The sequence below is a fragment of the Qipengyuania profundimaris genome (assembly GCF_030717945.1).
Taxonomy (GTDB): domain Bacteria; phylum Pseudomonadota; class Alphaproteobacteria; order Sphingomonadales; family Sphingomonadaceae; genus Qipengyuania; species Qipengyuania profundimaris.
The window spans coordinates 1890957-1910223 of record NZ_JAVAIM010000001.1; the positions used below are offsets into that span (position 1 = coordinate 1890957).

21 protein-coding genes and 1 pseudogene are annotated in these 19267 nt (G+C 63.6%); 4 read left to right on the top strand and 18 right to left on the bottom strand.

Annotation, left to right across the window (positions count from 1 at the left end; genetic code table 11):
* Positions 1-3: 3 nt before the first annotated feature.
* The 12 genes and pseudogenes from Q9K02_RS09330 to Q9K02_RS09385 form a co-directional block, all read right to left on the bottom strand.
* Positions 4-690 (bottom strand): hypothetical protein, encoded by a 687-nt coding sequence (locus Q9K02_RS09330; RefSeq protein ID WP_305932652.1) that lies wholly within the window; start codon positions 688-690, stop codon positions 4-6.
* Entirely contained in the window at positions 687-1979 is a 1293-nt protein-coding gene (gene nuoF / locus Q9K02_RS09335; protein WP_278322676.1) for an NADH-quinone oxidoreductase subunit NuoF, read from the bottom strand. The genes Q9K02_RS09330 and nuoF overlap by 4 nt, the downstream gene beginning before the upstream one ends.
* Entirely contained in the window at positions 1979-2122 is a 144-nt protein-coding gene (locus Q9K02_RS09340) for a hypothetical protein (RefSeq protein WP_278328574.1), read from the bottom strand. Before Q9K02_RS09340 ends, nuoF begins: the two co-directional genes overlap by 1 nt.
* Complete coding sequence (locus Q9K02_RS09345; protein ID WP_305932653.1) at positions 2122-2295, bottom strand: hypothetical protein; 174 nt, start codon at positions 2293-2295, stop codon at positions 2122-2124. The genes Q9K02_RS09340 and Q9K02_RS09345 overlap by 1 nt, the downstream gene beginning before the upstream one ends.
* Complete coding sequence (locus Q9K02_RS09350; protein WP_305932654.1) at positions 2295-2963, bottom strand: complex I 24 kDa subunit family protein; 669 nt, start codon at positions 2961-2963, stop codon at positions 2295-2297. Before Q9K02_RS09350 ends, Q9K02_RS09345 begins: the two co-directional genes overlap by 1 nt.
* Positions 2956-3138, bottom strand: a complete 183-nt coding sequence (locus tag Q9K02_RS09355) for a hypothetical protein (protein WP_305932655.1) — start codon at positions 3136-3138, stop codon at positions 2956-2958. Before Q9K02_RS09355 ends, Q9K02_RS09350 begins: the two co-directional genes overlap by 8 nt.
* Entirely contained in the window at positions 3135-4346 is a 1212-nt protein-coding gene (locus Q9K02_RS09360) for an NADH-quinone oxidoreductase subunit D (protein WP_278328570.1), read from the bottom strand. The genes Q9K02_RS09355 and Q9K02_RS09360 overlap by 4 nt, the downstream gene beginning before the upstream one ends.
* Positions 4343-4885 (bottom strand): hypothetical protein, encoded by a 543-nt coding sequence (locus tag Q9K02_RS09365; RefSeq protein ID WP_305932656.1) that lies wholly within the window; start codon positions 4883-4885, stop codon positions 4343-4345. The genes Q9K02_RS09360 and Q9K02_RS09365 overlap by 4 nt, the downstream gene beginning before the upstream one ends.
* Positions 4882-5772: an NADH-quinone oxidoreductase subunit C gene (locus Q9K02_RS09370; protein ID WP_305932657.1), complete on the bottom strand. Its 891-nt coding sequence runs from the start codon at positions 5770-5772 to the stop codon at positions 4882-4884. Before Q9K02_RS09370 ends, Q9K02_RS09365 begins: the two co-directional genes overlap by 4 nt.
* A gap of 10 nt (positions 5773-5782) precedes the next feature.
* The gene (locus Q9K02_RS09375; RefSeq protein ID WP_278328827.1) at positions 5783-6328 is read right to left on the bottom strand and encodes a NuoB/complex I 20 kDa subunit family protein; all 546 of its coding nucleotides are present in this window, start codon (positions 6326-6328) and stop codon (positions 5783-5785) included.
* Positions 6329-6396: 68 nt separating this feature from the next.
* Entirely contained in the window at positions 6397-6771 is a 375-nt protein-coding gene (gene ndhC / locus Q9K02_RS09380) for an NADH-quinone oxidoreductase subunit A (RefSeq protein ID WP_278328567.1), read from the bottom strand.
* A 163-nt stretch (positions 6772-6934) separates the two neighbouring features.
* A pseudogene (locus Q9K02_RS09385) lies at positions 6935-8383 on the bottom strand (coniferyl aldehyde dehydrogenase); the annotation flags it as partial.
* A gap of 88 nt (positions 8384-8471) precedes the next feature.
* On the opposite strand from Q9K02_RS09385, the gene Q9K02_RS09390 reads away from it, so the two are divergent.
* Entirely contained in the window at positions 8472-9668 is a 1197-nt protein-coding gene (locus tag Q9K02_RS09390; RefSeq protein WP_305932658.1) for a thiolase family protein, read from the top strand.
* A 58-nt stretch (positions 9669-9726) separates the two neighbouring features.
* Complete coding sequence (locus Q9K02_RS09395) at positions 9727-10158, top strand: hypothetical protein (RefSeq protein WP_305932659.1); 432 nt, start codon at positions 9727-9729, stop codon at positions 10156-10158.
* 53 nt (positions 10159-10211) lie between these two features.
* Here the strand turns inward: Q9K02_RS09395 and Q9K02_RS09400 are convergent, their stop codons facing one another.
* Positions 10212-10679, bottom strand: coding sequence for an SH3 domain-containing protein (locus Q9K02_RS09400; RefSeq protein WP_305932660.1), 468 nt, complete (start codon positions 10677-10679; stop codon positions 10212-10214).
* 84 nt (positions 10680-10763) lie between these two features.
* Here Q9K02_RS09400 and Q9K02_RS09405 point away from each other — a divergent pair, with 84 nt between their 5' ends.
* Both Q9K02_RS09405 and Q9K02_RS09410 read left to right on the top strand, forming a co-directional pair.
* Positions 10764-11780, top strand: coding sequence for a 2-hydroxyacid dehydrogenase (locus tag Q9K02_RS09405; protein ID WP_305933487.1), 1017 nt, complete (start codon positions 10764-10766; stop codon positions 11778-11780).
* A gap of 54 nt (positions 11781-11834) precedes the next feature.
* Entirely contained in the window at positions 11835-12263 is a 429-nt protein-coding gene (locus tag Q9K02_RS09410; protein ID WP_305932661.1) for a nuclear transport factor 2 family protein, read from the top strand.
* Between the two features lie 4 nt (positions 12264-12267).
* On the opposite strand, the gene Q9K02_RS09415 is transcribed toward Q9K02_RS09410, so the two are convergent.
* The 5 genes from Q9K02_RS09415 to Q9K02_RS09435 all read right to left on the bottom strand — a co-directional run bounded on the left by Q9K02_RS09415 (position 12268) and on the right by Q9K02_RS09435 (position 19084).
* Positions 12268-13674, bottom strand: coding sequence for an NAD(P)H-dependent flavin oxidoreductase (locus tag Q9K02_RS09415; protein WP_305932662.1), 1407 nt, complete (start codon positions 13672-13674; stop codon positions 12268-12270).
* A complete protein-coding gene (locus Q9K02_RS09420; RefSeq protein WP_422785425.1) occupies positions 13674-14438 on the bottom strand; it encodes a class I SAM-dependent methyltransferase in 765 nt (254 codons plus the stop codon). Before Q9K02_RS09420 ends, Q9K02_RS09415 begins: the two co-directional genes overlap by 1 nt.
* Positions 14435-15562 carry a peptide chain release factor 2 gene (gene prfB / locus Q9K02_RS09425; RefSeq protein WP_305932663.1) on the bottom strand — a complete coding sequence of 376 codons (1128 nt, stop codon included), beginning with the start codon at positions 15560-15562 and terminating at the stop codon, positions 14435-14437. The genes Q9K02_RS09420 and prfB overlap by 4 nt, the downstream gene beginning before the upstream one ends.
* Positions 15563-15651: 89 nt before the next feature.
* Positions 15652-18159: a penicillin-binding protein 1A gene (locus tag Q9K02_RS09430; RefSeq protein ID WP_305932664.1), complete on the bottom strand. Its 2508-nt coding sequence runs from the start codon at positions 18157-18159 to the stop codon at positions 15652-15654.
* Positions 18160-18226: 67 nt separating this feature from the next.
* On the bottom strand, positions 18227-19084 hold the full coding sequence (locus Q9K02_RS09435; RefSeq protein WP_305932665.1) for an N-acetylmuramoyl-L-alanine amidase family protein: 858 nt from the start codon (positions 19082-19084) through the stop codon (positions 18227-18229).
* Between the last annotated feature and the right edge of the window lie 183 nt (positions 19085-19267).

Here is a 19267-nt window from a genome sequence, read left to right on the forward strand (position 1 = left end):
AATTCAGCTCTCGGAATCCAAGCGGCGAAGGCGATGATAGACGGGCTCGTTTAGAGCGATCCGCAGCGCTTCGTGCGACAGTTCAAGGTCCTGACCGGCGGCGACGCATGGTGACAGCGATGGCATCAGAACACCGATCGCTTCGGCCTCTTCGCCACTCCCCGGTTCGGTCCGCAGATAATCGACCGTCGCCTTCGGATCCTGCAGGAAAACGCAATCACCGAATTCCATGAAGACCATGGAATAGGCATCGGCCTTTTCGTTTTCGGGAAGAGCTTGAAGCGACATGAGATAAAACGGTTCTTGTGAAATTGCGGCGGAAGGATCGAAGTCCCTGGACAAATATGGCTTGACCATTTCGCGGGCGAGCGCGCGGCGGAAGGGTTGCGGTGTGAAGGTCATCTCCACGCTACCGACCGCCTTTTGCGTATTGTCCATGCACAGGCCGAGATCGCCTTCGTTTCTCCGCAGCAGGAGAAACTCCGCTTCCGTACCGGGCACCGTCTCAAGGAATTTGCGAGCATAGGCGGGCCCGCGCTTCGCGATGCACGAAGTCGTGATCTGCATCAGCTCTTCAGCGTCGGCATGGCGGATATTGCCACCCAAACGAGTCCCGGTCCATTGCGCTGATGCGCTGGACGTCGCGAGGATCAACGCGAACGCAGTCAGAAGGGATTGACGCATCTTCATTCCGCCGCCTCCGCGAACTTCGCATTGTGCTCTTCGATCCGGCGTTCGAGTTCCGGGCGGAAGTGGCGGATGAGGCCCTGGATCGGCCAGGCAGCCGCGTCGCCCAGCGCGCAGATGGTGTGGCCTTCGACCTGCTTGGTGACCTGCTGCAGCATGTCGATTTCCTCGATCGCGGCGTCGCCGGTGCGCAGACGCTCCATCATGCGCCACATCCAGCCCGTGCCCTCGCGGCAGGGGGTGCACTGGCCGCAGCTCTCGTGCTTGTAGAAATAGCTGATGCGGCTGATCGCGCGAACGATGTCGGTGGACTTGTCCATTACGATGATACCGGCCGTGCCGAGGCCCGAGCCGAGTTCCTTCAGCCCGTCGAAATCCATGATCGCCTGACGCATTTGGTCGCCGGGGATCAGCGGAACCGAGGAGCCGCCGGGGATGACAGCCAGCAGATTGTCCCATCCGCCAACGATGCCGCCGCAATGGGTGTCGATGAGTTCCTCGAAGGTGATGCTCATCGCCTCTTCCACCACGCAGGGCTTGTTTACGTGCCCGCTGATCTGGAAAAGCTTGGTGCCCTTGTTGTTCTCGCGCCCGAAGCTCGCAAACCAGCTTGCGCCGCGGCGCAGGATCGTCGGGACGACAGCGATGCTCTCGACGTTGTTTACCGTGGTCGGGCAGCCATAGAGGCCGGCCCCTGCCGGAAACGGCGGCTTAAGGCGCGGCTGGCCCTTCTTGCCTTCGAGGCTTTCGATCATCGCGGTTTCTTCGCCGCAGATGTAGGCGCCCGCGCCGCGATGCAGGAAAACATCGAAATCGTAGCCCGACTTCGACGCGTTCTTGCCGATCAGGCCCGCGTCATAAGCCTCGTCGATCGCTGCCTGCAGCGTCTCGGCTTCGCGAATATACTCGCCGCGGATGTAGATATAGGCCGCGCGGGCCCGCATGGCGTAACCTGCGACCAGCGCGCCTTCGATTAGCTTATGCGGATCGTGGCGGATGATCTCGCGGTCCTTGCATGAGCCGGGTTCGGATTCGTCGGCATTGATAACGAGGAAACTAGGACGGCCGTCCTTGGATTCCTTCGGCATGAAGGACCATTTCAGGCCGGTCGGGAAACCGGCCCCGCCCCGCCCACGCAAGCCGGACGCCTTCATTTCCTCGATGATGTCGTCATGGCCGCGTGCGATGAGCGACTTGGTATCGTCCCAATCGCCGCGCTGCTGCGCCGCCTTCAGGCCCCAGTCCTGGAAGCCGTAGACATTGGTGAAGATGCGGTCCTTATCGGCAAGCATCAGGCGAACCCTCCGAACACGAAGATGGCAACCGCGATAAGGATCGCCGCGAGGACGACTGTCTTGACGACGCCCTTGAACACCTTCCACGCGATGACGATCAGGATCAGCGCGACGATAATGGAGATGATATTGCTATCCATCAGTGATCCTCCGGTCCGCCCTTGGCACGGCCCTGCCCTGCACCGATTGCGAGAAAGACGACACCGAGCGCCAGGAAAGTCGCACCCATGGAGCCGCGTTCAGCGAGAAAATATGCAATCGCTGCGGCAATGAAAAACAGCGCGGCCGCGATCATGAAAAGCGTTTTGCTCATCACCACTCGCTCCGGTAGTCGTGGTTGGCGTCGACCATCTCCGGGAGCGAGCTCAGCGCATTGGCAGGCTCGCTGGTATGACGGCCCGGCTCCTGTGTGCCGGTCTTCGGCTGCTCGCCCGCGGCCAGCGCGTCGAGGATGGCATCGAGCCGCTCGGGCGTGAGGTCTTCGTAATTGTCGTCGTTGATCTGGACCATCGGTGCGGTGGCGCAATTGCCCATGCACTCCACCTCGGTCAGCGTCCAGAGGCCGTCGTCCGAGACATGGCCCTTGCTCATGCCGCGCTTCTTGCAGGCTTCGATCAACCCGTCCGAGCCGCGCAGCATGCAGGGCGTCGTGCCGCAGACCTGCACGTGATACTTACCGACCGGCTTCATGTTGTACATGAAATAGAAGGTCGCGACCTCGAGTACGCGGATCACCGGCATGTCGAGGTAATCGGCGACATATTCGATCACCGGCAGCGGCAGCCAGCCCTGCGTATCGGTTTCCTCGCCGACCTGGCGCTGGGCAAGGTCGAGCAGCGGCATCACTGCGGAGCGCTGGCGCCCCTCAGGATAGCGCGCGATCGCGCGGTCCGCCTTCTCGCGGTAGGCCTCGGTGAACTCGAAGCCACCCCAGCGCTCACGCAGCTCGGGAGTATCGGGTGCGGGGGAACGGTCAGCCATGGGTCAACCTGTGCTGGAGATATCGGCCGAGATAGAGGCCGATGACGGCGGCGAAGGCCGTCGAAAGGATTTCCTTGAGCGAGCTTTCACCATGGAAGGCGAGCATATAGGCCGCCACCGCAGAAGCGAAGGCCGCGAAAGCCGCGATGAAGATGAAGATTTCGCGGGCGATCACCGGTCACACTCCCCGAACACGACGTCGATGGCGCCGAGGATTGCGGTGGCGTCTGGCAGCATGTGGCCGCGGCTCATGAAATCCATCGCCTGCAAATGCGAGAACGCGGTCGGGCGGATCTTGCAGCGATAGGGTTTGTTCGACCCGTCGCTGACCAGGTAGACGCCGAATTCGCCCTTGGGGCTTTCGGTGGCGACATAGACTTCGCCTGCGGGCACGTGGAAGCCCTCGGTATAGAGCTTGAAGTGGTGGATCAGCGCTTCCATCGACTGCTTCATCTCGGCGCGTTTGGGCGGCGCGACCTTGCGGTCGTCACTGGCGACGGGGCCGGACGGCATGTCGCGCAGGCACTGCTTCATGATCTTCGCGCTCTCGTAGACTTCCTTCACGCGCACCACGAAGCGGTCGTAGCAGTCCGAATTGGTGCCGACCGGAATGTCGAACTCCATCCGCTCGTACACGTCATAGGGCTGCGACTTGCGCAGATCCCACGGGATGCCGGCGGCGCGGATCATCGGGCCGGAGAAGCCCCACGCCACGGCATCGTCCTTGCTCACCACGGCGATATCGACGTTGCGCTGCTTGAAGATGCGATTGTCGAGCACCAGGCTCATCGCATCGCCGAACAGTTCGGGCAGGCGCGTGTCGATCCATTCGCCGATATCGACCAGCAGCTTTTCGGGCACATCCTGGTGGACGCCGCCCGGACGGAACCATGCCGCGTGCATGCGCGCGCCCGAGGCCCGCTCGAAGAAATTCATGCAGTCTTCGCGCAGCTCGAACACCCACAGGTTCGGCGTCATCGCGCCCACGTCCATCACATGCGCACCGATGTTGAGCATGTGGTTGCAGATGCGCGTCAGCTCGGCGAACAGCACGCGCAGGTACTGCGCCCGCTCCGGCACTTCGACGTTGAGCAGCTTCTCGATCGCGAGGACGTAGCTGTATTCCTGCGCCAGCGGGCTGCAGTAATCGAGCCGGTCGAAATAGGGCAGCGCCTGCAGATAGGTCTTGTTCTCGATCAGCTTCTCGGTGCCGCGATGCAGCAGGCCGACATGCGGATCGATCCGTTCGATGATCTCGCCGTCGAGCTCCATCACCATGCGCAGCACGCCGTGCGCCGCGGGGTGCTGGGGCCCGAAGTTGATCGTGTAGTTCGTGATGACTTCGTCGCCGGTGGTGGGCGACTCTTCGAGCTGCATACTCATGCGCAAATCCAGTTGCCGGAGTAACTCTGCGACTTGCCCGCGGCATCGGTTACGGTGACGTTCGCCGGACGGGTCTGGCCCTCACCGGCAGCGGGTGCGACCGAGACGGTGAAGCCCTCGCCTTCGAAATTCGTGCCGGACTTGACCGCATCGAGCCCGCCGGTGGCCCCATCGGTCATGACCAGCGTATCGCCCACACGGACCACGGCCTTCCCGGGCAGCGACTTGTCGCGCATGCCGGCGGCGATGATCATTTCCTGCTCGCCGACCATGAAAGTGCACCCACCCTCGCGCGGGCCGAGGTTGACCCCGCCGACGTCGCCAAGCTGCTGGAGCGTGGTGACATCGGCCTGCGCAGGCGGCGCTTCCACGGCAACATTGGGCGCGTTGGGATCGGGCTGCGACGGATCCAGCGCCGCACCCTCGCCCGAACCGCCGATGCGGCTGGCGAAATCGTCGGCGCTTTCCTGCTCGGCAGGCTCCTGCGAAGAGCAGGCGGCCAGAGCGAGAACGGCAAGGGGAAGAAACGCGCGCATCATGTGTCGTCCTTCTTCCTGGCCGCAGGCTTGCGCTTCGCGGGAGCCTTTTTCTTCTTCGTTTCGGTCGCTTTGGCGGTGTCGGTGGTCTTGCCCTTGCGCTTGGGGCGCGCCGCGCGGTCTTCGGTCGGCTCGGGCGGATCAATGGCCTCGCCGCCGTCCTTTTCCGCCGGAGCGCCTGCGCTCACCTTGTCGGCGGCATGCTTGTCGGTCTTGGCACCCGCGCCCGTGTCCGACGGCTTCTCGGTGACCTTGGGATCGTCGACCGGCGGCATGTCCGCCTTCTCGTCGCCCGGCAGGACATAGTCCGCGCCTTCCCACGGAGACATGAAATCGAACTGGCGCAAATCCTGAGCAAGCTCGACCGGCTCATAGACCACGCGCTTCTCGTCTTCGGAATAACGCAGCTCGGTATAACCGGTCAGCGGGAAGTCCTTGCGGAAAGGATGCCCTTCGAAGCCGTAATCGGTCAGGATGCGCCGCAGGTCGGTATTGCCTGCGAACAGCACGCCATACATGTCGAACACCTCGCGCTCTAGCCAGCCGGCGTTCGGCCACAGCGTGGTGACCGTCGGCACGGGCGTATCCTCGCTCGCCCGGCATTTCACCATGATCCGGCTGTTGGTGGTGAGCGAGAGCAGCATGTAGACGATCTCGAACCGCTCGGCCCGCGAAGGATAATCGGCTCCGGCGATCTCCATCAGCTGCTGGTAGGCGTGATCGTCGCGCAGGATGCGAAGCACGTCTTCGATGCTGTCGCGCTTTACGTGCAGCAGCAACTCGCCGTGCTCTTCGTGCGCGTCGACCAGATGGTCTCCCAGCGCGGTCGAAAGCGTGCCTTTAAGCCCGTCGATCAGCGTGAAGCGGGGCGCGGAGTGTAGCGTTGCCATATCCTCGCCCTTACCTTTGGATCGTGCCCGAGCGGCGAATCTTGCGCTGCAGCTGCATTACGCCATAGAGCAGCGCCTCGGCCGTCGGCGGGCACCCGGGGACGTAGATATCGACCGGCACGATGCGGTCGCAGCCGCGCACCACCGAATAGCTGTAGTGATAATAGCCGCCGCCATTGGCGCAGCTGCCCATGCTGATCACATATTTCGGATCGGACATCTGGTCGTAGACCTTGCGCAGCGCTGGAGCCATCTTGTTGCACAGCGTACCGGCGACGATCATTACGTCCGACTGGCGCGGCGAGGCGCGCGGGGCGACGCCGAAGCGCTCCATGTCGTAGCGCGGCATGTTGACGTGAATCATTTCGACCGCGCAGCACGCGAGGCCGAAAGTCATCCACCACAGGCTGCCGGTGCGCGCCCAGTGGAACAGGTCCTCGGTGCTGGTGACGAGGAAGCCCTTGTCGTTCACCTCGGTCTGCAGCGCGTTGAAATAATCTGCATCGGGCTGGCGCACTTCGCCACCCTTGGCGGTCGGCAGCGCGCTGTCGCGCATGCGCTGGCCGTCGAGCGCGGGGTTCAGCGAGGCGGTGCCGACGAGGGCGGGATCGGTGTTCGGGTTGCTCATTGCCAGTCCAGCGCCCCCATCTTCCATTCATAGGCGAGACCGATGGCGAGAATGCCGAGGAAGATCATCATCCCGGCCCAGCCCATCCAGCCAGTCACGTCGAGGCTCACCGCCCAGGGGAACAGGAACGAGGCCTCGAGATCGAACAGCAGGAAGCTGATCGCCACGAGGTAGAATTTCACGTCGAACTGGCTGCGCGGGTCTTCGAATGCGGGAAAGCCGCACTCGTACTCGCTCAGCTTCTCGGCATCGGGATTATGCGCGCCAGTGAGGCGCGAGACACCCATCGGCAGGAACACGAAGGCTGCCGAAAGGATGACCGCGATGAACAGGAAGATGAGAATGGGCAGATATTGTTCGAGGTCGACCACGTAGAGTTCCTTGCCGCGGAGGCGATTCCGCTTGGGTACGGTTCGCGCACGCCTCTAGGCCCCTCGGCGGGCAGGTGCAAGGGTGCGGCACGCGCAAATCCCGCACAAACGATTGCGCGAACCGGGACCGGATGCTCCGCACCCGGCCGCGCGTCCGGCGAGCCTATTTCAAGGCGGACTTGATCGCCTTGTCGGTAGCAGCACCATAGGGCGGCTTGAGACCGCCAAGCTTGGCGATGTCGATCTTGGGCTGGCTGTAAACGCTGCGCGCATGGCTGAATTCGCGGAAGCCCTCGACCCCGTGATAGCTGCCCATGCCGGAAGGCCCGGTGCCGCCGAACGGCAGATCGTCCATCGACACATGGAAGATCACGTCGTTCACCGTCACGCCGCCGCTGATGGTTTTGGTCAGCACCTTCTCGCGTTCGTCGCTGCTTTCACCGAAATAATAAAGGCCGAGCGGACGGTCGTTTTCGTTCACGTAGTCGATCGCTTCCTCGACGCGGCTGTAGGTCTTGACCGGGAGGACCGGCCCGAAGATTTCCTCCTGCATCGCCTTCATATCGTCGGTGACGTTCTTGAGGATGGTCAGCGGCATCTTGCGCTGGTTGGCATTGCCGAAGTCCTCATTGCCCGGGTTGACCTCGATCACCTCGGCACCCTTGTCTTTCGCATCGGCAACCAGGCCCTTGAGGCGCTCGAAGTGATGGTCGCTGACGATGCTGGCGTAGTCCTCGTTCTCCAGCATGGTCGGGTACATGTTCGCAGTGCCCTGCCAGACGCCATGGATCGCTTCGTCCTGCTTGCTTTCCGGCACGTAGAGATAGTCCGGGGCAAGGCAGATCTGGCCTGCATTGAGCATCTTACCGAGCGCGATACGCTCGCCCGCCTTGGCGAAGTCGGCACTTTCGCCGAGGAAGACCGGGCTCTTGCCGCCCAATTCCAATGTGACGGGGACGAGATTCTTCGCTGCAGCTTCCATGACCTTGCGGCCGGTCGCGGTGGAGCCGGTAAATACGAGATGGTCGAAGGGCAGTTCGGAGAAGGCCGCCGCGACTTCGGGCCCTCCGGTGAAGACCGCGCACTCGTCGGCAGTGAAGTACTCTTCGACAAGTTCCTGCGTCAGCAGGCTGGTCTTTTCCGTAAACTCGCTCGGCTTGATCATCGCGCGATTTCCCGCAGCGAAGACCTGCATCAGCGGACCGAAGCTGAGATTGACCGGGAAATTCCACGGGCTGAGGATGCCGATTACGCCCTTCGGCTCGTACCGCACTTCCGCCTTCGCACCCATCAGGCCGAGCGGGAACTGGACGTGCCGCTTGTCGGGTCGCGCCCACTTATCCATGTTCTTCAGGCAGTATTTGCCGAAATTCATCGTACCGACGATGTCGGTCATCATCGATTGCTGGGGCGAGCGGTTGCCGAAATCGGCGCTCATCACCTTGCACAGATCGTCGGCATGGGTTTTCAGCAGGTTGATGGCGCGCTCGATGCGATCCTTGCGCAGAGCCATCGGTTCCGGGCGGGTCTGTGTGTGCGCGGCGCGCTGTTTGCGCAGCACGTCTTCCATCTCACTCTTCCGGTCGTCCGCCATCGCTCTCTCCATTTGATCTTGCTGCGGCGCAGCACTAGGTAGAAGCCAACCTTAGATAGGTCGCCATTGGCAACCGATATCACAGAACCAGAGGACCAGCACAAGCATGACCCAGTTCAGCGCAGCCGACCCCGTCGTCATCCTGTCTTACGCACGCACCCCGATGGGGGGCATGCAGGGCGCCCTTGCCGATGTTTCGGCGACCGATCTCGGCGCTACTGCGGTCAAGGCTGCTGTCGAGCGCTCGGGCGTACCGGTCGATAAGTTTGACCGCACTTACATGGGCTGCGTGCTGCCCGCAGGCCTCGGCCAGGCCCCTGCCCGCCAGGCCTCGATCAAGGCCGGCCTGCCGAAATCGGTGCAGGCGACTACGGTCAACAAGGTCTGCGGCAGCGGCATGCAGACGGTTATCATGGGCGCAGAAGCGCTCGCCACGGGCGATGTGAACTACATCGTCGCCGGCGGCATGGAGAGCATGACCAATGCACCCTACCTGTTGAAGAAGCACCGCAGCGGCGCGCGGCTGGGCCATGACACGACTTACGACCACATGTTCCTCGACGGGCTCGAAGATGCCTATGAGGAAGGCCGCGCCATGGGCACATTCGCACAGGACACCGCGAACGACTACCAGCTGACACGCGAACAGATGGACGACTATTCCATCGAGTCGCTGCGCCGCGCCAATGCCGCCATCGAAAGCGGCGCTTTTGCGGACGAAGTCGTCCCCGTCAGCTTCTCGACGCGCCGCGGCGACGTGACGGTCGAGCATGACGAGCAGCCCGGCAAGGGCAAGCCCGACAAGATCCCGACCCTGCGCCCCGCTTTCGCCAAGGACGGCACGATTACCGCAGCAACGTCCTCCTCGATTTCCGACGGCGCGGCTGCCGTGGTCCTGACGCGCGAAAGCGTCGCCAGGGAAAACGGGCACGAACCGGTCGCGAAGATCGTCGCCATGGCGGCGCATGCGCAGGAGCCGAGCGAATTCACCGTCGCACCTGTCGGCGCCATCGAAAAGGTGCTCGAGAAGGCCGGCTGGTCGGCGGACGAGGTCGACCTGTGGGAAGTCAATGAGGCGTTTGCCTGCGTCGCCATGTTCGCCATGCGCGACATTGGCATCCCGCATGACAAGATCAACGTAAACGGCGGCGGGACCGCGCTCGGCCACCCCATCGGTGCCAGCGGCACGCGGATCATCGTGACGCTGCTCAACGCGCTCAAACAGCAGGGCAAGAAGCGCGGCATCGCCTCGCTCTGCATCGGCGGCGGCGAAGCCACGGCAGTCGCAGTCGAGCTTGTCTGACGTTCTTCGCGGCACTTCCCCCGCACCTGCGCGTTGGTGCGGCGAAAGGGGAAGTGCCATGAAGAACATGTTTTTCGTCGCTGCCGCAACGGTAGCGCTCGCCGCCTGCGGCTCCAACGAGGAACCCGCTCCCGAACCGCTCGATACGGCGACACCGGCCGACACGACGCTCGGCAGCACTGCTACCGGCGATATGACCGGAACCTACGAGGTTCAGATGGCCGACGGCAGCGTCACCATGCAGCAGATCAACGCCGACGGCACCTATGTCGATACGATGCCGGACGGTACTGAAACCGAACGCGGCACCTGGCGCCAGGACGGCTCGCAGATGTGCTTCGATCCCGAAGGCACCGAGTCCGAGGAATGCTACGCCGGCGGCGCGCCTGGCTCGGATGGCAGCTTCCAGATGCGCGATGCGGATGGCAACACCACCGCGACAGTGCGCAAGGTCGACGGCAATGGGGTCGCTGCCGAAACGACCATGTAAAAGGTCAGACCAGAAAACGGAGAAGGCGGCTCGAAAGGGCCGCCTTTTTCACGTTACGGCGTGCCTGCGCCCCACAATCGATCCTGAGCGATCCAGCCACGGCGGTTGGCGATCGTCACCTCGCACCAGCTGTCCTCGCAGTCGCCCAAGGCCGTTACGACGCCCGGCTCGACCCGCCATTTGAGCGCGGCATCCGCTGCCGGACTAGCGCGCATATCGGCAGGCCCGTCGCCGATGACGATTGCGCCGTGATCAGGGCTCAGCAGGCGGGCAACGACCCAGCCCTTGTCGCCCGCAGGATCCTCGATCAGCCGCCAGCCTTCCATCACGCGCACAACCTTCACCGGCAGGCCGGGGCGGCGATAGACCCAGTCGATCTTGTAATCGGCGCTCGGTCCGACGCGCATGTTGAGCTCGCTCGCGCGGATGGTCGCCCAGTAAGGCACCTCACGTTCCTGCGCGGCTGCCGAAGCGGGCAGACCGACGAAGCAGACGAGGGCGATGAGGAGGCGCGCGACCATGGCGGACCTCTTACATGATTCTGCGCTGCCACGGCAACCGCGCTTGACCATTACCCCGCCCTCGCCCTAGCGCTTTTGACCAGCATGGAAAGCGCCCCCGAACAGGTCGAGAAACGCCTCACCCGCACGCCGCGGGTTGTCGTCACCCGTCATCTTATGCCCTCGGTCGAAGAGCGCATGGGCGAGTTGTTCGACGTGACGCTCAACGGCGAGGACCGACCGCTGACGCGAGACGAACTCGTGGATGCCATGCAGACCTGCGATGTCCTCGTGCCGACCGTCACCGACCGCGTCGACGGCGACATGATCGCGGAGGCGGGCGACGATCTCGGCCTGATCGCCAATTTCGGCGCCGGCACCGAACATCTGGACCTGAAGGCGGCGCATGATCGCGGCATCATGGTAACCAATACGCCCGGTGTCTTCACCGACGACACCGCCGACCTCGCCATGGCAGGCATCATCGGCGTCCCGCGCCGCATTCGCGAAGGCGTGCAGTTGATCCGCAGTGGCGAGTGGACGGGCTGGACGCCGACCGCGCTGCTCGGAACGAAGCTTGCGGGCAAGGTGCTCGGCATCGTCGGCATGGGCCGAATCGGCCAGGCCGTCGCCCATCGCGCGCGCGCCTTCGGCCTGCGTATCGCCTATCACAATCGCAAGCGCCTGCCCGAAGCGGTCGAGCGCATGTTCGATGCCGCTTATGTCGAAAACCTCGACGATCTGGTGGCGCAGGCGGACATTCTCACGCTCCACTGCCCGGCGACGCCGGGCACGCATCGACTGATCGACGAGCGGCGCATCGGCCTGATGAAACCGGGCGCTAGCCTGATCAACACCGCGCGCGGCGATCTGGTCGATCAGGAAGCGCTGATCGCCGCGCTGGAGAACGGCCACCTGTCCGGCGCGGGGCTCGACGTCTATCCCGACGAGCCGAATGTGGACGAACGTCTCATCCGCCATCCCAACGTGATGACCCTGCCCCACATCGGCAGCGCCACGCGCGAAGGGCGCGAGGAATCGGGCCTGAAGGTGATCGCCAATATCCGCATGTGGGCCGACGGGCATCGCCCGCCAGACCAGGTGCTGACCGGCCTCGGCTGACCTTCGCAGAAGTCCGCTTGCCATCGGCGGGCAAGCCTGTAACGCCCTCACGCCATGGACGAATTTTCAGCCAAGATCGAAGCGCTCGAACACCTGTGGATGCGCTCGTGGATGCAGCGCGACCGCAATCAGATGAAATCGCTCGCAGCGCGCGATTTCATCTTTCTCCTGGGGTCTAGCAAGCCCGTGATCCTCGACCGCGCCAGCTGGCTGGAAGCCGCGACTACGCGCTTCCGCTGCACCGGCTATCGCTTCGACGAGGTCTATGTGCGCCGCCATGGCAATGTCGCAGTCTTCGCCACGCGCCTGGGGCTGGAAGCCTCGATCGAAGGCCGCGACTGGACCGGCGACAGTTGGGTCGTCGACCTGTGGCAGAAGGGAAAGATCGCGCGAAAGTGGAAGCTGATCGAACGCACCCTCTCGCGCCCGGACACCGACGAAAAGATGCCGGATGCGATCAGGGCGATGCAGCTCTGGCGCTAAAGCTTCAATCCCCGGTCAGGATCCGCTCGACCAGTTCCTTCACCGTGGGTGTGAAGTTGTTCGAGTAGAACGGATCCTGCTTGAAGCGGTAGGCGGCGTGGCCCGCGAAAGCTAGGTTCTCGTCCGGGTCGCCGCCATGGGCGATGTCCTGCAAGGTCTTCTGGATGCAGAAGCTGCGAGGATCGGCGAGACGGCCGGTGGTGTGGTTGTCGTGATCCTTCCAGCTGGAAAACTGGCAGTGCGACAGGCAGCCCATGCACTCCTGCTGGTCGGTGCGGATCTGCTCGGCGCTTTCGGGGGTGGTGAAAACCACCGTGTCGTCGGGTGTCTTCAGCGCTTCGGTGAAGCCCTCGTGCATCCAGCTCTGCGCCTTGCGCTGGTCGCCGGGATGGACGTAGAAATACTTTGCCTTGCCGTGATCGGCGAGCGGGATGGTGCCCTCTTCCTCGTCGCGCTTGAAGATCGGGATCTGGCGCTCGCTGCGGTGCATCAAATCGTAGAGGAAAGGCGTCTTCACCGCGCTGGAATAGAATCCGGTGGGGCTGAACTTGTGGAGCAGCACGTCGCCCGGTTCGACCGTGCGCAGCATGTCCTTCCACACCTGCGGGATCGGGCTTTCATGGGTGAGCAGCGGGCGCGTGCCGAACTGGAAGGCGATCTTGCCGAGTTCGGGGTTGTCGATCCAGTCGTTCCATTCGCGCAGGAACCAGACCCCGCCGGCCATCACGATGGCCGTGTCTTCGCTGACGCCTTCGTTGCGCATGGTTTCGCGCAGCGCCTTCACGCGCGGATAGGGATCTTCGGGCTTGGTCGGGTCCTCGGCATTGGACAGGCCATTGTGCCCGCCCGCCAGCCAAGGGTCTTCATAAACCACGGCCGCCAGCAGGTCCGGCACCTTGGAATAGCTCCGCTTCCACAATGCGCGGAAAGCGCGCGCGGAAGAGACGATCGGCAGGTAATGCACATTGTAACGCTGGGCGATCTCGGCCAGCTTGTAGGGCATCCCCGCCCCGCAAGTGACGCCGTCGATCTTGTCGGCGCAATTGTCGAGCACGCCTTCGAGGACCTGCTGCGCCCCGCCCTGCTCCCACAGCACGTTGATATTAATCGCGCCCTTGCCGTCGGCAATCTCGTAAGCGCGATTCACCTGCTCGGTCGCCCCGTCGATTGCGTAGCGCACGAGCTGTTCGAAGCGCTCCTTGCGGGTGGCCTGAGGGTAGACTTGCGGGATCGGACTGCCGTCCTCGTCATAGCTGTCGGCATTGACTGCGCTAACCGTGCCGATGCCGCCCGCAGCGGCCCAGGCGCCCGAGCTCATGTGATTGGTGGCGGATACGCCCTTGCCGCCCTCGATCAGCGGCCAGACTTCCTTGCCGCCGTAAACGATGGGCTTGAGACCCTTGAAACTCATTATGCTTTCTCTCTCTTCGTCGGCCGCTCGATGGGCGGCGCCTCGTGTGCGACACTGTCGCCGCGGCACGGTTCGATCTCTCCGGGTTCGGGCCTCGTAGCCGCTGCCTTGAACTGTGCATAGTAGCCGAGCAGTTCCGGCGCATCCTTGAACGCGACCAATTCGTATCCCACCCGCTCCAGCTCGCAAGACAATAGCAGCGGGTCGATCCCGTGCCGGTCAGTCGGGCGATCCTTGTCGACCACGATGACCTGACCGTCCTCTCGCAGCGACGGCCACAGCCGCCAGAGGAATTCGTAGGGCTCTTCTATCTCATGGTACATGTGGACCATGAACACGCGGTCGAAGCTGTTGGCGGGCAGGCGCGGGTCGGCCGGTTCGCCGCGGCGGATCGAGACATTGTCGAGCCGCTGACGCTCTACCCGGCGGCCGAGACGCGCCAGAGCATCGCCGTCGATATCCTGTGCCAGCACGCGGCCGGTTTCGCCGACGCGCTTGGCTAGGCGCAGCGTGTAGTAGCCATTGCCTGCGCCGATATCGGCCACTGTCATGCCGGGTTCGAGTTCGGCAAGGTCCATCACCGTCTGCGCTTCGCCGCGGCTGTCGCGCTGGTCCTCGCTGTCGATGGAATAGGTGCCGATGCCAGACACGGGACGGTCGGGCGCGGGGAACTCGGCCGGTTCGTCTCCGGTACTCAGCAGCCCGCCATCGCAGGCGGCGAGACTGGCTGCGATGAGAGGGAGAAGAGCGAGGCCGCGCCTCACTCCGCGTCCTCCACCTCGACCGTTTCGCCGGTCACGCGCTGAGCGAGTGCGGCGGAAATGAACGGATCGAGCGCGCCGTCGAGGACATCGTCGGGCGTGGGAGACTGAACGCCGGTCCGCAGGTCCTTCACCATCTGGTACGGCTGGAGGACGTAGCTGCGGATCTGGTGGCCCCAGCCGATATCGCTCTTTTCCTGGTACTCCCCAGAGGCTGCCGCTTCGCGCTCGGCCATTTCGCGCTCGAACAAGCGGGCCTTCAGCATGTTCATCGCGGTCGCGCGGTTCTTGTGCTGGCTTCGGTCGTTCTGGCTGGCGACGACGATCCCGGTAGGCTGGTGAGTGATGCGGACCGCGGAATCGGTCGTGTTGATGTGCTGTCCACCCGCACCGCTGGCGCGGTAGGTGTCGATCTTGAGGTCGGCCGGATTGATCTCGATGTCGATATCGTCGTCGATCACCGGATAGACCCAGACCGAGCTGAAGCTGGTGTGGCGCCGCGCGCTGCTGTCATAAGGGCTGATGCGGACGAGGCGGTGGACGCCGCTCTCGGTCTTCGCATAGCCATAGGCATTGTCGCCCTTCACCAGCAGCGTAGCGGATTTGATGCCCGCCTGGTCGCCTGCCTGATATTCGACCGTCTCGACCTTGTAGCCTCGCTGTTCGGCCCAGCGGGCGTACATGCGGAAAAGCATCTCCGCCCAGTCTTGGCTTTCGGTCCCGCCCGCGCCTGCGTGGATTTCGATATAGGTGTCGTTGCCGTCGGCCTCGCCCGACAGCAGCGCCTGCACCTTGTCGCGATCGGCGCGATCGGCGAGGCCTTCCAGCGAGGACAGCCCCTCGCTCACAACTTCGTCATCGCCCTCGGCCTCGCCCATTTCGACGAATTCGATGGCGTCGGACATCTCGCTCTCGATCTCGCGCACGGTGGTGATCGCGGTTTCGAGGCGCTTCTGCTCCTGCGTGATGACCTGCGCCTGCTTGGGATCGTCCCACAGGGTCGGGTCCTGCACTCGCGCGTCGAGTTCGTCGAGGCGGCGCAAGGCGCGCTCCCAGTCGAGCGATTGGCGGACGAGCGCCAATGCGGCTTCGATCCTCTCGATATGGGCCTGCCCTTCGGCACGCATGACGAATTCCTTCAAAACTTGCGGCAAATCACTTGCCACCGCCCCCTAACGCGCGGGCAGCGATTGTAAAGCTGGGTAGCCGGTGCTGGCTAGTAGATACCGCCCTGTTCCTCGACGAAATCGTCGGGACGTTCCACCTCGCGAGCCGCTGCCCGCTGGGTCGGACCCTGCCGGGCACGGCGGATCAGCTCGAGGATTTCGTTGCGCTTGGCAGCGATCACGTCCGAGCGGGTGGAGCGCGGCGGTTCGGTATCGGGCTTGAATGCCTCCCAGATGATCGCCGCCTTCGGATCGTCCGACGGGGTGCCGTCGAACACGCGCTTGCCTGTGCGCCGGTCGACCTTGACCATGCGCACACCGGGCGGGGCGACGAAGTCCTCGGCATTCCAGCGCTCGCGCGTGGCCTCGACGAAGCGCTTCATGATCGGCGCGGCAGTATTGCCGCCCTGCACCCAACCACCGAGATTGCGCGGCTGGTCGAAGCCGACATACATGCCCGCGACGATATCCGGCGTGCCGCCAACGAACCAGGCATTGGTCGGCCCGTTGGTAGTCCCGGTCTTGCCGAACAGCGGCAGCTCGAGGCTGCGGAGGCGCACGGCGGTACCGCGCGTCACGACGCCCTGCAGCATGTGGACGACCTGGAACGCGGTGCGCGGATCGAGCACCTGCTTCCCTTGCGGTTCGAAGCGCGGCATCGGCTGGCCGTCCCACTGGTCCATGTTGCAGCCGGTGCACTCGCGATTATCGGAGCGGAAAATCACCTTGCCGCGGCGGTCCTGCACGTAATCGATGACGGAACCCTCGGTCTGCCGCCCCCAATTGGCCAGTGCGGCATACCCGTTGACCATACGAGCGACCGTCGTGTCGCCTGCGCCCAATGCGAAGGAGTAATACGGCTCGTAGTCGCCGATGCCGACGCGTTTGATCGTCTTGACCACATTATCCATGCCGGTCGTGTCGGCGATGTGGATGGTCATCAAATTGCGGCTTTGTTCGAGCCCCCAGCGCATGGTGTGCACTCCGCCACCGCCACCGCCGAAATTGCGGAAGCATTTCTCGCCGAGATTTGCGCCCTGCCAGACGCAGAATGTCTGGTCTGGTACTTCGGTCGCCGGGGTCATGCCGTGGTCGAGCGCGGAGGCATAGACGAAAGGCTTGATCGTCGAACCGGGCTGGCGTTCGGCCTGCGTCGCGCGATTGAATGCGCCGAGGCGACTGTCGAAGCCGCCCTGCATGGCAAGCACGCGGCCCGTCTGCGGCGCCTGAGCGAGGAAACCGCCCGAAATTTCCGGCACGCCGCGCAAGCGATAGCCATCGCCGGACTGGACTGCGGCCACCACGTCGCCCAGCTTGAGCGACGAGGGCGCGCCAATCAGCGGATAGTCTTCGCCATCGGTGAAGCCGATGGTCGGCGACGAACCGGTCGCGGTAATCACGCCAATGCGCCAGTCTTCGTAATTGATCGAGAGATTGGACGAGGCGAGCTGCGAGTGCAGGTCGCCGTTTTCGGGATTGAGCGTGGCGACGGGCCCGGTGAAGCCGCGATTGCCGTGGTAGCTAATCAGCTGCGCGCGCAACGCATCGCGCGCGGCATCCTGCAACTCGGTGTCGAGCGAGGTCCGCACCCACAGCCCGCCAGCATAGACGCTGTTGCCGCCGTCCTCGGCAGTCTCGCCGAAGCGGTCGATGAGCTGCCGGCGGACTTCTTCGAGGAAATAGCCCGCATCGGCCGATCGCTCGCTTCGCTGCTGAACGAGGCCGAGCGGCTGTGCCTTGGCGCGGCTCGCCTCTGCCGACGTCACAAATCCGTTTGCCTGCATTTGGTCGAGTACGAAATCGCGCCGGACAAGCGCCAGTTCGCGATAGCGCTCGCGGCCGTAGCGTTCGGGCGCCTTCGGCAGGATCGCGAGGAATGCCGTCTCGTGCAGGTCGAGATCGCCGACATCCTTGTCGAAATAGGCGCGCGCTGCTGCCTGCACGCCAAAACTGCGCCGCCCGAGCGGAATTTCGTTGAGATAGAGCTCGAGGATCTCCTGCTTGGTCAGCACGCTCTCGATGCGCGTCGCAAGGATCATTTCCTTGAGCTTGCGGGTGATCGAATACTCGTCGCCCAGCAGAAGGTTCTTCGCCACCTGCTGCGTGATGGTCGATCCGCCCACGGCGCGCTCGTCCGAACCGAACTTCGTCGCGTAATCCACGACGGCATTCAGCGTGCCCGTCAGGTCGACGCCGCCATGGCTGAAGAAGGTCTTGTCTTCGGCCGAGAGATAGGCCTCGATCATCTGATCGGGGAAGTCGCCATATTGCAGCTGCACGCGACGCTCGCGGGCGTAGGAATGGACGATCTCGCCATCGACTCCCCGCACCACGGTCGGCAGCGGCGTCTCGTAATCGAGCAGGCTTTCCGCATCGGGCAGGTTGCGCGCCAGCGTCGCCCAGGCGAGCACCAGCAGGACCACGGCCACGCCGGCGGCATAGCTGACGACTCGCAGCTTGCGATTGGTGGCCCAATTGTCCTTGAACCAGACGATCAACCGCCGTGGATCGTCGGTCAGCCGGTGGCGATAATACTGGAGGGGGGTAGCGTCGGACATATCTAGGCAGCGCCTTTAGCACGGGCTTTCTGCATATCGCCAGAACAAGAATGGCCCGATGACGCGATTATTGCTGCCGGGCGAAATAGATACGGATGGCCCGCGCCATGATTTGCGCGAATTGTTCGCGGCCCTCTGCCGAGCCGAGCCGTTCCGCCTCTGCCGCATTGGTGATGAAACCGCTTTCGAACAACACGGAAGGCACGTCGGGCGCGCGCAAAACTTTCAGCGCGGCCGAGCGGATTGCCTGAGGATGGAAACGCAGCACGCCCTCGCCTTCGCGCCGGATCAGGCGGGCGAACTCCGCCGACTGTTCCTGCGTGCGACGCTGCGACAATTCGACGAGGATCGTGCTCACCGTGTCGCTCTGGTCGGACAGATTGACGCCGTTGAGCCTGTCGGAGGCATTCTCGCGCTCGGCGAAGCGGGCGGCCGCGTCGCTCGATGCCTCGTTGGACAGCGTGTAGATGCTGGCTCCCTCCACCTCGCTCGCGTCGCCTGCGCTGTCGGCGTGGATGGATAGAAACAGATCGGCATTCAGCCGGCGCGCGATCTCGAACCGTTCGGCATGGAGGAGATAGCGGTCGTCATCGCGGGTCAGCGCGACCCGCACGCCGCCCTGTGCCTCGAGTTCCTCCTTCAGCTCGCTGGCCAGTGACAGCACGAGCGATTTCTCCACCAGTCCCTGCCCTGATGCGCCGGGGTCATGCCCACCATGCCCGGCGTCGATCACGATCAGAGGCAAGGCTTCATCGCCCGACACGCTCGGCAGATCGAGATCGTCGGAAGCGCTCGGCAAGGTCACACGCTGCACATAGGCGCGGCCAACCTCCGATGAAGGCAGGCGTTGCGAGGTCAGCACCAGACCCACGACGAGGACCAGCGGAATTGCGAGAAGCAGCAGGATTTGCGTGCGCGGTGCCATTTATGGTGAATCGTTAGGGCTTTCTTGCCGCTCCGCGCAATATGGTTGCTGTTGGAAACCCACGGTGCTAGCGATAGCGTATCGGCTGTCCGATGCCTCCGATCGGCGCGAAACGCGCGACGAAGAGGGACATTCGGGCTTGCCGCCCACCGATCCGCAGCCGTTCGGCAATCAGGATCGCAA

What these genes read in the sequence shown, in the direction of transcription:
- Q9K02_RS09330 (WP_305932652.1), bottom strand. Translation starts at nt 690, where the DNA reads ATGAAGATGCGTCAATCCCTTCTGACTGCGTTCGCGTTGATCCTCGCG.
- nuoF (WP_278322676.1), bottom strand. Translation starts at nt 1,979, where the DNA reads ATGCTTGCCGATAAGGACCGCATCTTCACCAATGTCTACGGCTTCCAG.
- Q9K02_RS09340 (WP_278328574.1), bottom strand. Translation starts at nt 2,122, where the DNA reads ATGGATAGCAATATCATCTCCATTATCGTCGCGCTGATCCTGATCGTC.
- Q9K02_RS09345 (WP_305932653.1), bottom strand. Translation starts at nt 2,295, where the DNA reads ATGAGCAAAACGCTTTTCATGATCGCGGCCGCGCTGTTTTTCATTGCC.
- Q9K02_RS09350 (WP_305932654.1), bottom strand. Translation starts at nt 2,963, where the DNA reads ATGGCTGACCGTTCCCCCGCACCCGATACTCCCGAGCTGCGTGAGCGC.
- Q9K02_RS09360 (WP_278328570.1), bottom strand. Translation starts at nt 4,346, where the DNA reads ATGAGTATGCAGCTCGAAGAGTCGCCCACCACCGGCGACGAAGTCATC.
- Q9K02_RS09365 (WP_305932656.1), bottom strand. Translation starts at nt 4,885, where the DNA reads ATGATGCGCGCGTTTCTTCCCCTTGCCGTTCTCGCTCTGGCCGCCTGC.
- Q9K02_RS09370 (WP_305932657.1), bottom strand. Translation starts at nt 5,772, where the DNA reads ATGGCAACGCTACACTCCGCGCCCCGCTTCACGCTGATCGACGGGCTT.
- Q9K02_RS09375 (WP_278328827.1), bottom strand. Translation starts at nt 6,328, where the DNA reads ATGCGCGACAGCGCGCTGCCGACCGCCAAGGGTGGCGAAGTGCGCCAG.
- Q9K02_RS09390 (WP_305932658.1), top strand. Translation starts at nt 8,472, where the DNA reads ATGACCCAGTTCAGCGCAGCCGACCCCGTCGTCATCCTGTCTTACGCA.
- Q9K02_RS09395 (WP_305932659.1), top strand. Translation starts at nt 9,727, where the DNA reads ATGAAGAACATGTTTTTCGTCGCTGCCGCAACGGTAGCGCTCGCCGCC.
- Q9K02_RS09400 (WP_305932660.1), bottom strand. Translation starts at nt 10,679, where the DNA reads ATGGTCGCGCGCCTCCTCATCGCCCTCGTCTGCTTCGTCGGTCTGCCC.
- Q9K02_RS09405 (WP_305933487.1), top strand. Translation starts at nt 10,764, where the DNA reads ATGGAAAGCGCCCCCGAACAGGTCGAGAAACGCCTCACCCGCACGCCG.
- Q9K02_RS09410 (WP_305932661.1), top strand. Translation starts at nt 11,835, where the DNA reads ATGGACGAATTTTCAGCCAAGATCGAAGCGCTCGAACACCTGTGGATG.
- Q9K02_RS09415 (WP_305932662.1), bottom strand. Translation starts at nt 13,674, where the DNA reads ATGAGTTTCAAGGGTCTCAAGCCCATCGTTTACGGCGGCAAGGAAGTC.
- prfB (WP_305932663.1), bottom strand. Translation starts at nt 15,562, where the DNA reads ATGCGTGCCGAAGGGCAGGCCCATATCGAGAGGATCGAAGCCGCATTG.
- Q9K02_RS09430 (WP_305932664.1), bottom strand. Translation starts at nt 18,159, where the DNA reads ATGTCCGACGCTACCCCCCTCCAGTATTATCGCCACCGGCTGACCGAC.
- Q9K02_RS09435 (WP_305932665.1), bottom strand. Translation starts at nt 19,084, where the DNA reads ATGGCACCGCGCACGCAAATCCTGCTGCTTCTCGCAATTCCGCTGGTC.